General features: G+C 67.8%; 10 protein-coding genes. 4 read left to right on the top strand and 6 right to left on the bottom strand.

Features of this window, described 5'->3' with window-relative positions:
* Positions 1–204: 204 nt before the first annotated feature.
* On the bottom strand, positions 205–699 hold the full coding sequence (locus D180_RS12220; RefSeq protein WP_010340465.1) for a peptidylprolyl isomerase: 495 nt from the start codon (positions 697–699) through the stop codon (positions 205–207).
* Positions 700–898: 199 nt separating this feature from the next.
* Between D180_RS12220 and typA the strand changes: the two genes are divergently transcribed.
* Both typA and D180_RS12210 read left to right on the top strand, forming a co-directional pair.
* Positions 899–2,728: a translational GTPase TypA gene (gene typA, locus D180_RS12215; RefSeq protein WP_010340464.1), complete on the top strand. Its 1,830-nt coding sequence runs from the start codon at positions 899–901 to the stop codon at positions 2,726–2,728.
* A gap of 16 nt (positions 2,729–2,744) precedes the next feature.
* Positions 2,745–3,230 carry a DUF2127 domain-containing protein gene (locus D180_RS12210; RefSeq protein ID WP_017913015.1) on the top strand — a complete coding sequence of 162 codons (486 nt, stop codon included), beginning with the start codon at positions 2,745–2,747 and terminating at the stop codon, positions 3,228–3,230.
* Between the two features lie 162 nt (positions 3,231–3,392).
* Here D180_RS12210 and D180_RS12205 read toward each other — a convergent pair whose 3' ends face one another.
* Both D180_RS12205 and D180_RS12200 read right to left on the bottom strand, forming a co-directional pair.
* Positions 3,393–4,556: a mechanosensitive ion channel domain-containing protein gene (locus D180_RS12205; protein ID WP_026143871.1), complete on the bottom strand. Its 1,164-nt coding sequence runs from the start codon at positions 4,554–4,556 to the stop codon at positions 3,393–3,395.
* A gap of 267 nt (positions 4,557–4,823) precedes the next feature.
* Positions 4,824–6,218, bottom strand: a complete 1,395-nt coding sequence (locus D180_RS12200; RefSeq protein ID WP_026143872.1) for a 3-deoxy-7-phosphoheptulonate synthase class II — start codon at positions 6,216–6,218, stop codon at positions 4,824–4,826.
* A 200-nt stretch (positions 6,219–6,418) separates the two neighbouring features.
* Between D180_RS12200 and D180_RS12195 the strand changes: the two genes are divergently transcribed.
* Positions 6,419–8,560 carry a TonB-dependent receptor gene (locus tag D180_RS12195; RefSeq protein WP_017913013.1) on the top strand — a complete coding sequence of 714 codons (2,142 nt, stop codon included), beginning with the start codon at positions 6,419–6,421 and terminating at the stop codon, positions 8,558–8,560.
* 116 nt (positions 8,561–8,676) lie between these two features.
* Positions 8,677–9,678: a CocE/NonD family hydrolase gene (locus D180_RS12190; protein ID WP_232760468.1), complete on the top strand. Its 1,002-nt coding sequence runs from the start codon at positions 8,677–8,679 to the stop codon at positions 9,676–9,678.
* Positions 9,679–9,848: 170 nt separating this feature from the next.
* Here the strand turns inward: D180_RS12190 and D180_RS12185 are convergent, their stop codons facing one another.
* The 3 genes from D180_RS12185 to rpoA form a co-directional block, all read right to left on the bottom strand.
* Positions 9,849–10,361, bottom strand: coding sequence for a disulfide bond formation protein B (locus D180_RS12185; RefSeq protein ID WP_043090899.1), 513 nt, complete (start codon positions 10,359–10,361; stop codon positions 9,849–9,851).
* Between the two features lie 199 nt (positions 10,362–10,560).
* Entirely contained in the window at positions 10,561–10,944 is a 384-nt protein-coding gene (rplQ, locus tag D180_RS12180) for a 50S ribosomal protein L17 (protein WP_010340456.1), read from the bottom strand.
* Between the two features lie 200 nt (positions 10,945–11,144).
* Complete coding sequence (gene rpoA, locus D180_RS12175; protein ID WP_010340455.1) at positions 11,145–12,143, bottom strand: DNA-directed RNA polymerase subunit alpha; 999 nt, start codon at positions 12,141–12,143, stop codon at positions 11,145–11,147.
* Between the last annotated feature and the right edge of the window lie 103 nt (positions 12,144–12,246).

Here is a 12,246-nt window from a genome sequence, read left to right as displayed (position 1 = left end):
TCGCCGGCGGCCAGTGCGGCCGACGGTGTCGAGGCCGCACTGCGCCACCACGCGTGCACGCCGCCGCCGATCACGAGCAGCAGCAGGCACAACACAAGGGGGCGCATCGTCATCGGCGGTCGGGTGCGGCAATCAATCGGGAAAATGGTAGCACGCAGGTTCCGCGCGCCCGGCCGCAGGACCGGTCGCGCGGACAGCGCCGGATCAGGCGTCGAGGGTGCGGTTCCACTCGGCGACGCGGTCGGCCTTGGCCGCCAGCACCGCGTCGGCGTCGCCTTCGATGGTGATCTTGTTGATCACATCGCCCTGGGCGACGCTGTCGACCACGTCCAGGCCCTCGAGCACCTTGCCGAACACGGTGTGCTTGCCGTCCAGCCACGGGGTGGCGGTGTGGGTGATGAAGAACTGGCTGCCGTTGGTGCTGGGGCCGGCATTGGCCATGGACAGCACGCCGCGCTCGTGGCGCACGCCGTTGTTGGTCTCGTCCTCGAAGCGGTAGCCCGGGCCGCCGCGGCCGGAGCCTTCCGGGCAACCGCCCTGGATCATGAAGTCGGCGATCACGCGGTGGAAGTTCAGCCCGTCGTAGAAGCCGCGCTTGGCCAGGTTCACGAAGTTGGCCACGGTCAGCGGGGCCTTGTCGGGATACAGCTCGATCTTGATCGGGCCGCGGGCGGTGTCGAAATGGGCGATCAGGGACATGGGATTCCTTGGAAACGGGGGCGTCATGAGGGGCGCATAGGATACACGTCGCCTCGTTCAGGCTTTGCCCGCGCCCGCCGCCGGCGCCTGAATGCCCCCGCCCGGCCCACCGCCGCCGGCCGCCGGCAGGCGTCACGGGATCCGGGTATACTAGGTGGCTTCCTTTCCTTCCTTCTGGCGCCGGCTGGCCCCCTTTCGCATGTCCATCGAAAATCTTCGCAATATCGCCATCGTCGCCCACGTCGACCACGGCAAGACCACCCTCGTCGACTGCCTGCTGAAGCAGTCCGGCACCCTGTCCGAGCGCACGGTGCTGGCCGAGCGCGTGATGGACAGCAACGACCAGGAAAAGGAACGCGGCATCACCATCCTGGCCAAGAACACCGCCATCACCTGGCAGGGCAACCGCATCAACATCGTCGACACCCCCGGACACGCCGACTTCGGCGGCGAGGTGGAGCGCGTGCTGTCGATGGTGGACACCGTGCTGATCCTGGTCGACGCGATGGACGGCCCGATGCCGCAGACCCGCTTCGTGACCCAGAAGGCGTTCGCGATGGGCTTCAAGCCGATCGTGGTGGTCAACAAGATCGACCGCCCCGGCGCGCGCCCGGACTGGGTGATCGACCAGGTGTTCGACCTGTTCGACAAGCTCGGCGCCACCAACGAGCAGCTCGACTTCCCGATCGTCTACACCTCGGCGCTGAACGGCTACGCCTCGCTGGACGACAGCGTGCGCGACGGCGACATGACCCCGCTGTACGAAGCGATCATGCAGCACGCGCCGAAGCCGGACGTGGACCCGGACGGCCCGTTCCAGATGCGCATCAGCCAGCTGGACTACAACAACTTCGTCGGCGTGATCGGCATCGGCCGCATCCAGCGCGGCGTGCTGAAGAAGAACATGCCGGTGGCGGTGATCGACCGCGAAGGCAAGAAGCGCCAGGGCAAGGTGCTGCAGGTGCTGGGCTTCCTGGGCCTGGAGCGCATCGAGCAGGACAGCGCGCAGGCCGGCGACATCGTCGCCATCTCCGGAATCCAGGAACTGACCATCTCCGACACCGTGTGCGCGCTGGAAGCCCCCGAGGCGCTGCCGCCGCTGACCGTGGACGAGCCGACCATCTCGATGACCTTCCAGGTCAACAACTCGCCGTTCGCCGGCAACAAGGACCTGTCTGGCGGCAAGTTCCTGACCAGCCGCCAGCTCAAGGACCGGCTGGAGCGCGAGACCGTGCACAACGTGGCGCTGAAGGTGCAGCAGTTGGAAGACGCCGACAAGTTCCTGGTCTCCGGCCGCGGCGAACTGCATCTGTCGGTGCTGATCGAGAACATGCGTCGCGAGGGCTTCGAACTGGCCGTGTCGCGCCCGGAAGTCATCATCAAGGAGATCGACGGGCAACTGATGGAGCCGGTCGAGCAGCTGGTGGTGGACATCGAGGAGCAGCACCAGGGCGGCGTCATGGAGAAGCTGGGCATCCGCAAGGGCCAGCTGAAGAACATGGAGCCGGACGGCAAGGGCCGCGTGCGCCTGGACTACATGATCCCGGCGCGTGGCCTGATCGGCTTCCAGAACGAGTTCCGCACCCTGACCCAGGGCTCGGGCCTGCTGTTCCACGTGTTCGACCACTACGGCCCGAAGGAGCAGGGCGCCATCGCCAAGCGCCAGAACGGCGTGATGATCGCCAATGCGCCGGGCGCCACCCCCGCCTACGCGCTGGGCCCGCTGGAAGAGCGCGGCCGCCTGTTTGCCGCCGAAGGCGACAACGTGTATGAAGGGCAGCTGGTCGGCATCCACTCCAAGGACAACGACCTGACCGTCAACGCGATCAAGACCAAGCCGCTGACCAACATGCGCGCCTCGGGCAAGGACGATGCGATCAAGCTGACTCCGGCGATCAAGTACACGCTGGAGCAGGCGCTGGACTTCATCGAGGACGACGAACTGGTCGAAGTCACCCCGAAGGAGATCCGCTTGCGCAAGAAGCACCTGACCGAAAACGAGCGCAAGCGCGCTGGTCGCGCGGGCTAAGGGATAGCGCACGCCCATGGCCGCCGACAAGGCGTACAACCCGGATCCGCACGCGCATCCGGGTCTGCACCTGATCGCACTGCTGGAGGCCGGCAAGGGCCTGCTCGCGGTGCTGGCGGCCACGGGGCTGGAACTGATGGGTCCGGCCCCGCTGCGCGCGGGTGTGGACAAGCTGATCGTGCGTTTCAGCCTGGACCCGGACCACGGCGCCCTGCCCTCGCTGCTGACCATGATCAACCCCGGCGCGGTGCACCTGGCCGCCGCCGGCATGCTCGCCTACGGCGTGCTGCACATCATCGAGGCCTGGGGTCTGTGGCGCGCCAAGGCCTGGGCCTCGCTGCTGGGCTGCATCTCCGCGGCGATCTACCTGCCCTTCGACGTCTACGCGATCGTGCGCCACCCCGGCTGGGCATCGTGGGCGGTGCTGGCGATCAATCTCGCCGTGGTCGGCATCCTCGCCCGCGATTTGGTGCGGCGGCGCCGGCATCCTCCTGCGGCCTAGCCGCACCCCGCGCCGCGGCGGTGCCGGCTTTCTTCAAGCGATATGCGCCTGCCAGTCACCGGTGGGCGCATTCGCGTTCCTGGCATTCGGCGGGCACCGCTGGTGGTCGCGCAGAAAACCGCATCCCACGCCGCATGATCATGCGGCAAGACCGCTCAGCGATCAGCGGGACGCACGTGCCTCGCCCGCTGTCGCATTCACTGCCGGCGCCCCATCCTCGGCACCGGGCGAACGCATCGCCTCCGAGTCGCTGGCGCGCACCGGCGGGTGCGACAGCCGCACGGGCTCCGGCGCCACTTCCGCGCGCAGCAGCGGCAACGCGTAGGCATGCTCGCGCACCAGGAAATCCAGCATGCGCTCGCGCACGATGCAGCGCAGGTCGAAGGCGTCGCCGGAGTTGCGCGCACTGACCAGCAGGCGCACCTGGATCGTGCGCTCGCTGGTGTCGGTCACCTGGGTCACGCAGACCCGTCCGTCCCACAGCGGCTCGCTCTTGCAGATCCGCTCCAGCTCGGCGCGCACCTGTGCGATCGGCGTGCGGTAGTCCAGCCACAGGAACGCGGTGCCGAGCAGGTCGGCGCTGTTGCGCGTCCAGTTCTGGAACGGGTTCTCGATGAACCAGGTCAGCGGCACCACCATGCGCCGCTCGTCCCAGATCCGCACCACCACGTAGGAACTGCCGATCTCCTCGATGCGGCCCCACTCGCCTTCGACGATGACCACGTCGTCGAGCCGGATCGGCTGGGTCAGCGCGATCTGCAGACCGGCGATCAGATTGCCGAACACCGGCTTGGCAGCGATACCGGCGACCAGGCCGATGATGCCGGCCGAGGCCAGCAAGGTAGTGCCGATCTGCCGCACCGCCGGGAAGGTCAGCAGCACGATCGAGGTGCCCACCAGGATGATCGTGCCCATCGCCACCCGCGCCAGCACCCGGGTCTGGGTCTGCACACGGCGTGCGGTGAGGTTGTCCGCCACCTCGATCGGATGGCTGCGCAGGATCGCCGTTTCCAGCGCCGCCACGCCGCGCACCAGCAGCCAGGTCACGCAGCCGATCATGCCGATGTGCAGCAGGTGCTGCAGGTCGGTCAGCGCCTTCTCGTCCAGCGGCGTGGATTCGAGCGCGAAGCTGAGCATCAGCATCGGCAGCAGGAAGGCGACCGGCACGCTGATCACGCGCACGATGCGCGCACGCCGGTAGTCGCGGCCGCGCATGCGCTGGGCGATGCGCAACAGCAGCCACCAGGCCAGGAAACCGAGAATCAGTGCGGCGCCGATCGGCAGCGTATAGGCACGCCAGGGCACCCAATGAAGATCGAGGGTCAAGATGCGCTCCTTTGTCGGGGGGAGGAGTCGCGACAGTCTGGCAGTGGAGGGATTAGCGCGATGTCGAGCACGCGCAGCGGCGCCGGGCGACGGCAGCCGCATGGCATACAGGCGCGCGTGCAAGCGCTTCCGAAAAGCGGCGCATGCCGCTGGCGACGCGAAGCCGATGCGCGGCATCGCACACAGCGATGCTGCAGCCCTCGGGCCACGGCACGACAAGGCGCCGCACGTGCGGCAGCGGCACGCGCGGCGGACTACACCAACCGACTACGCCAGCGGCGTGGCGACGTTGCGTCCGTTCTGCTTGCGCACGATCGCCATCGCGATCTCCAGCGACTGCTCGTAGTTCAGGCGCGGGTCGACGCTGGAACGGTAGGCCCGCTCCAGGTCGCGCTCGGTGAGTTCGCGCGCGCCGCCGGTGCACTCGGTGACGTCCTCGCCGGTCAGTTCCAGATGCACGCCGCCCAGGCGGGTGCCGGCCGCGGCGTGGATGTCGAACGACTGCTCCACCTCGCCCAGGACGTTCTGGTAGCGCCGGGTCTTGTAGCCGTTGCTGGTGCTTTCGGTGTTGCCGTGCATCGCGTCGCACACCCACAGCACGCGGCGGCCGTCGCGCTTCACCGCGTCCAGCAGCGGCGGCAGCTTCTCGGCGATCTGCGCCGCGCCCATGCGGTGGATGAAGGTCAGCCGGCCAGGTTCGTCTTCCGGATTGAGCACGTCGATCAGGCGCAGCAACTGGTCCGGCTGCGCCGACGGCCCGACCTTGATCGCGATCGGATTGCGGATACCACGGAAGTACTCCACGTGCGCGCCGTCCAGCGCCGCGGTGCGCATGCCGATCCACGGATAGTGCGTGCTGAGGTTGAACCAGCCCCACTGCCGCGGCACCTCGCGGGTCAGCGCTTCCTCGTAGGGCAGCAGCAAGGCCTCGTGCGAGGTGTAGAAATCGACGCGGTTGAGGTTGTACAGCTGTGCGCCGGACAGGGTCTCCATGAAGCGCACCGCATCGCCGATCGAGGCCACCATCTTCTGGTAGTCCTCGGCCAGCGGCGAGCAGCCGACCCAGCTCAGGTTCCAGTACTCGGGATGGTGCAGGTCGGCGAAGCCGCCGTCGATCAGCGCGCGCACGAAGTTCATGGTCATCGCCGAACGCGAGTGCGCGGTGATCATGCGCCGCGGGTCCGGCACCCGCGCCTGCGCGGTGAACTCCGGGCCATTGACCACGTCGCCGCGGTAGCTGGGCAGGGTCACGCCGTCGCGGGTCTCGGTATCGGCCGAGCGCGGCTTGGCGTACTGCCCGGCGTAGCGACCGACCCGCACCACCGGCAGGCGCAGGCCGTGCACCAGCACCAGGCTCATCTGCAGCAGCACCTTGAGCCGGTTGGAGATGGTGCCGGATTCGCAATCGCTGAAGTTCTCCGCGCAATCGCCGCCCTGCAGCAGGAAGCGCTTGCCTTCCTGCGCCTCGGCCAGCTGCTTCTTCAGCGCGAAGATCTCCCAGGAGGTCACCAGCGGCGGCAACTGCCGCAGTTCCGTCAGCGCGGTCTCCAGCGCCTGCGGGTCCGGATACACCGGCATCTGCAGCGCCGGCCTGTCACGCCAACTGGCAGGTGACCAGGACGACGAGGCGGATGCGGACACGGCGGCGGCGGACAGATTCATGAAAGGACTCCTTGGCAGTGTGCGATGTTCGCAGAGCCGGGGCGCGCCGCATAGCGCCGCATACCGGTCACGCTGGCAGCGCCAGGACATGAACGGCAAGCAACATCGCGATGCCACCATGACTTCCGGCCTACGCCGGCGTTTTTGCGAAAGCACACTGTTATTAAGTAACAATTCCTTTCCATTCGGTCCACCTCGCCATGACACGTCGCCCCCTCTCCTCCGCCATCGCCCTGATCCTCCTGGTCGCCCCCGGCCTCGCCCTCGCTGCGGATACCGCCGCCGACAGCACCGCTGCCGCCGAGCCGACCGTCGATCTCGATCCGGTCACCGTCACCGCCAAGCTGGAAGCTGCGCGCAACGCGCTGTCGCCGGACATCGGCAGCAGTCAGTACGCGATCAGCGCCGAGGACATCGCGCGCCTGCCGCTGGGCGCTTCCACCCCGCTCAACCAGGTGCTGTTGCAGGCGCCGGGCGTGGTCCAGGATTCCTATGGCGGCATCCATGTGCGCGGCGACCACGCCAACCTGCAGTACCGCATCAACGGCGTGATGATCCCCGAATCCATCTCCGGCTTCGGCCAGACCCTGGATCCGCGCACGATCAAGAACATCCGCCTGCTCGACGGCGCGCTGCCGGCGCAGTTCGGCGACCGCACCGCGGCGGTGGTCGACATCACCACCAAGAACGGCGTGGAACTGGGCAACGGCGGCAGCGTCGGCATCACCGGCGGCTCCTACGGCACGCTCAACCCCAACGCCTCGTGGTGGGGCAGCGACGGCCGCTTCAGCTGGTTCGCCAGCGGCAACTACCTGCAGAACCGCATCGGCATGGAAAACCCCACCGACAGCGACAACCCGATCCACGACAAGACCCACCAGGGCAAGGGCTTCGCCGACCTCAGCTATCTGCTGAACGAGAACACCCGGCTCAGCCTGCTGGTCGGCTACGCCAACAACCGCTTCCAGATCCCCAACAACCCGGGACAGACGCCGGCCTTCACCTACCAAGGCAACAGCACCTTCGATTCGGCGCAGCTCGACGAGAACCAGCGCGAGAACACCCGTTTCGGCACCCTGGTGCTGCAGGGCGCGCTCGGCGACACCAGCTACCAGCTGTCGGCCGGCCAGCGCTACAGCAGCGTCGCGTTCTCCCCGGACATCGCCGGCGACCTGATCTTCAACGGCATCGCCTCGCAGGTGCAGCGCGCCAACCGCGCCAGCACCCTGCAGGCCGACTTCTCCACGCCGTGGGGCAGCACCCACACCTTGCGCTATGGCGTGTACGGCAACTTCGAGCACGCCAACGCCAGCAACAACGCCTATGTGTTCCCGGCCAACGACGACGGCAGCCAGAGCAGCGACGTGCCGCTGTTCATTCCCGACAGCAGCCGCTTCCACGCCAGCACCTACGCGGTCTACCTGCAGGACGAATGGCAGCCGAGCGACGCCTGGACCATCAACTACGGCGTGCGCGGCGACCGCTACAAGGCCTTCGGCACCACCGAGGGCCAGCTCAGCCCGCGCCTGGGCGTGGTCTGGCACGCCAGCGACAGCACCACCCTGCACGCCGGCTATGCGCGCTACTTCACCCCGCCGGCCACCGAGCTGATCTCCACCAGCGACATCGCCCTGTACGACGGCACCACCAACCAGCAGTCGGCGGCGGGTGGCCCGACCAAGCCGCTGAGCGAGCGCAGCGACTACTACGACCTGGGCATCTCGCAGATGGTCGGCGACCACCTGACCCTGGGCCTGGACACCTACTACCGCAAGGCCGATCGCCTGCAGGACGAAGGCCAGTTCGGCGCCGCCTACGTCTACTCCACCTTCAACTACCGCTACGGCCGCATCCGCGGCGCCGAGTTCAGCGCCGACTACAGCAACGGCCCGATCAACGCCTACTTCAACGCGGCCTACAGCAAGGCCATGGGCAAGCGGGTGATGACCAGCCTGTACAACTTCGACCCGGATGCGCTGGCCTACGCCTACGACCACTGGATCCACCTGGACCACGACCAGAAGCTGACCTCCTCCGGCGGCATCAACTACGCCCTGGCCGACGACAGCCGCATCGGCGCCGACTACCTGTTCGGCAGCGGCCTGCGCACCGACGCCGACGGCGTGCCCAATGGCGGCGAGCTGCCGGCGTACTTCCAGCTCAACCTCAGCGCCGGCCACGACTTCGCCCTGGCCAGCAGCCACCCGCTGCACGCACAGCTGGCCGTGCTCAACGTGCTCGACCGCCACTACCAGTTGCGCGACGGCGGCGGCATTGGTGTGTTCGCGCCGCAGTGGGCGCCGCGCCGCGGCGTCTACCTGAGCCTGCAGCAGGACTTCTGAGCCAGCCACGGCGACGGCCTGCGACGTGCCACCCGGCACGCCGCAGGCCTCGCGTTCAGCCGCAGGTGACGGGTCCGGCGACACGCCGTGGCCCGTTCCGGCACTACAGTGGCACCATGTGCCGCGTCGTGGCCATGGCGTCGCCCCGCCCGAGGGAGGCGCCCCACAGCGGCATCCCCGCGCCCGGACCGCCACGACGCGTTGCCACGCATCCGTCCAGGCAGGTGCCACCCATGCGTCGACATCTGTTCGCCGCCGCCCTCGCGGCCGCCATCCTCACCCTCGCCGCACCGCCGCCGGCGCACGCCGAACGCGTCACCGACTTCCGAATGCCGGTGGTCGTGCAAGGCGTCGACTACGATCTCGCCGCGCGCGTGTATCGACCGACAGGCCCCGGCCCGTTCCCGCTGATCGTCATCCATCACGGCACACCGGCGGACAAGCGCAAGCTCGCCGACACCCGGCTTGGTTTCGCCCGCGCCGCGCGCTGGTTCGCCGCCCGTGGCTACATGGTGGTGCTGGCGCTGCGGCCTGGCTACGGCAGTTCCAGCGGAAGCTACCTGGAAGGCGCAGGCAACTGCCACGACGTCGATTTCGTCGTCGCCGGGCGCAGGATCGCGGCGGCCGAGGCGGCGATCGTCGACGCCGCCGCTCGCCTTCCCGACGTGGACCCGCGGCGCATCGTCGTGGTCGGCCAGTCCGCCGGCGGCCTCGGCGCGGTGGCGCTGGCCAATGCGCCGCCATCCGGCGTGCGTGGCGTGATCAGCTTCGCCGGCGGGCGCGGCAGCAACGGCAAGGAGGTCATCTGCGCCGGCGAGGACCGCCTGGTCGAGGCGGAGAAGACGCTGGGCGCGGCGAATATGCTGCCCCAGCTATGGCTGTACGCCGAGAACGATCACTTCTTCCGGCGCGACCTAGCGCATCGCATGTACGAGGCCTACCGCGCGGGCTCGACCCCGCCGGTGACCTTCGTCGATCTGCCGCCGTTCCGCGACGATGGCCACAAGACCTTCGCGCAGGCCGATCCGTCGGTCTGGGCCAGGCCGGTGGCGGCATTCCTCGCCCAGGTGGTTCCGCAGGCCGACGGAGCGCGGGCGCCGGCCAGCGCGTCGCGCTGACCGACAGCCCGGCACTGCACAAACACCGGGGGCGCCGGACGGACAGGATGGGCAACGTCGGTGCGCGTCAGCGGCATACGTCAGCGCTGCCCGCGACGGCCGCAGCAGCGCCCGGCGGGTTGCCGACGGTCGCCATCAGACCAAGCGACCGACGCGCAGCGGCAAGACGGTCAGATCAGCGTGCGCTTGCGGCTCTTGAACCCGGCATACAGCGCGAACACCGCCAGCAACACGAAGCAGATCAGGCACCACATCGGCATCGATAGGCCGAGGAAGCGCCAGTCGATGTTGCCGCAGTCGCCGGTGCCGGTCAGCACCCGGCGCAGCACCTCGAACGGTCCCATGGTCTCGCGCAGGAAGCTCAGAGGCGGGCCGCAGGACGCCATCGGGTCCGGGAACAGTTGCACCGAGACATGCTTGGTGGAGATGCCGGCGCCCACGAGCGCGGCCAGGAACGCCAGGACGCCATAAATCTTGCGCCCGCCGGCGCTGCGCGGCCCGTGCAGAGCACCGAACAAGAACAGCACGCCCAGTGCGGCGAACGCGATGCGCTGGAAGATGCACAGCGGGCACGGCTCGATGCCCAGCTGCAGCTGCACGAAGATCGCATAGCCCAGCAGGCCGGCACAGATCAGAAAGCCGAGCAGGAACTGCGCGCGGAAACCCCAACGTAACGGATTCATCGGACTCGAACTCGCATCGACGATCCACGCATTATCCGCGATCGTGCGCTCCATCACCATGCGCTACGGTGCTTTTGCAACCGTTCGCCAGCCCGGCGACAACGGCGCTACCAATCCCGAATCCCGACTCCCCAATCCCGCCCCAAAAGCAAAAAAGCCCGGACATGCCGGGCTTCTTGCTGCTGCAGATGCGAACCGATTACTCGGCCACTTCCTCGGCCACGGCCGGGCGATCGACCAGCTCGACGTACGCCATCGGCGCGTTGTCGCCGGCACGGAAGCCGCACTTGAGGATGCGCAGGTAGCCACCCGGGCGCGCCTGGTAGCGCGGGCCCAGCGTGGTGAACAGGGTGCCGACCGCTTCCTTGTCGCGCAGGCGGGCGAACGCCAGGCGGCGGTTGGCGACGTTGTCGACCTTGGCCAGGGTGATCAGCGGCTCGGCGACGCGGCGCAGTTCCTTGGCCTTCGGCAGGGTGGTCTTGATCAGCTCGTGCTTGATCAGCGACGCCGCCATGTTCTTGAACATCGCTTCGCGGTGGGCGCTGGTGCGGCTGAACTTGCGGCCGGATTTCTGGTGACGCATGGGTTGGGATTCCTATGGAAGAGTGTGACTGTTGGAGATCGCTGTCGCCGTCCTGGCGTTGAAAGTGGACTGCGGATGGTCCGTGCCGGCCGTCCCTGACCGGGCGACGCCGCGGGCTTGGCGACCCGTCGACGTGGTGATGCGGATGAAGCGAACGACACGCGGCCGATGCCTTGCGGCATCGGCCGGATGCGCAAAACTCAGCCGAGCATGCCGTGCTGGGCGACGCCGGCCGGCGGCCAGTTCTCCAGCTTCATGCCGAGCGACAGGCCACGCTGGGCCAGCACTTCCTTGATCTCGGTGAGCGACTTCTTGCCCAGGTTCGGGGTCTTGAGCAGCTCGACTTCGGTCTTCTGGATCAGATCGCCGATGTAGTAGATGCTCTCGGCCTTCAGGCAGTTGGCCGAACGCACGGTCAGTTCCAGATCGTCGATCGGACGCAGCAGCACCGGATCCACGCCGTTGCTGGCCGGCTTGGCCGCGCCACGGTCGCGATGGGTGAAGTCGCCGAACACCGACAGCTGGTCGCTGAGGATGTCGGCGGCGGTGCGCACGGCTTCCTCGGCATCGATCGTGCCGTTGGTTTCGATGTCCAGGACCAGCTTGTCCAGGTCGGTACGCTGCTCGACGCGGGCCGACTCGACCGCGTAGGCGACGCGGCGCACCGGCGAGAACGAGGCGTCCAGGACCAGGCGACCGATGGTGCGGGTCTCTTCGTCCGGACGGCGGCGCGCGGCGGCCGGCTGGTAGCCGAAGCCACGCTCGATCTTCAGACGCATGTTGATCGCCGTGTCCTTGGTCAGGTGGCAGATCACGTGGTCGTTGTTGAGGATCTCGACGTTGTGGTCGGTCTTGATGTCGGCGGCAGTGACCGTGCCCGGCCCCTGCTTGGACAGCGACAGCGTGGCGCTGTCACCGGTATGCATGCGGATGGCCACGTCCTTGAGGTTCAGCAGGACTTCCAGCACGTCCTCCTGCAGCCCTTCGACCGTGGTGTACTCGTGCAGCACGCCGTCGATCTCGACTTCGGTGATCGCGAAGCCGGGAATCGAGGACAGCAGCACGCGACGCAGGGCGTTGCCCAGCGTATGCCCATACCCGCGCTCCAAGGGCTCGATCACGACCTTGGCGCGGTTGTCGGTAAGGCGTTCGATCTGCGGCCCACGCGGGCGCAGAACCTGGTTGGCGGTAACCGTCATGTTGCGGGTTCTCCTGACGAGCCTCCGTGGACCGGAGGCTCTCCGATGTGATTACTTCGAATACAACTCGACGATCAGCGCTTCGTTGATGTCGGCAGGCAGG

It is taken from the genome of Xanthomonas sp. SHU 166 (assembly GCF_000364685.1).
In the GTDB taxonomy this organism is placed as follows: Bacteria; Pseudomonadota; Gammaproteobacteria; order Xanthomonadales; family Xanthomonadaceae; genus Xanthomonas_A; species Xanthomonas_A sontii.
The sequence above is the reverse complement of the archived record's forward strand: the minus strand, read 5'-3'. Positions and strand labels throughout refer to the sequence as shown.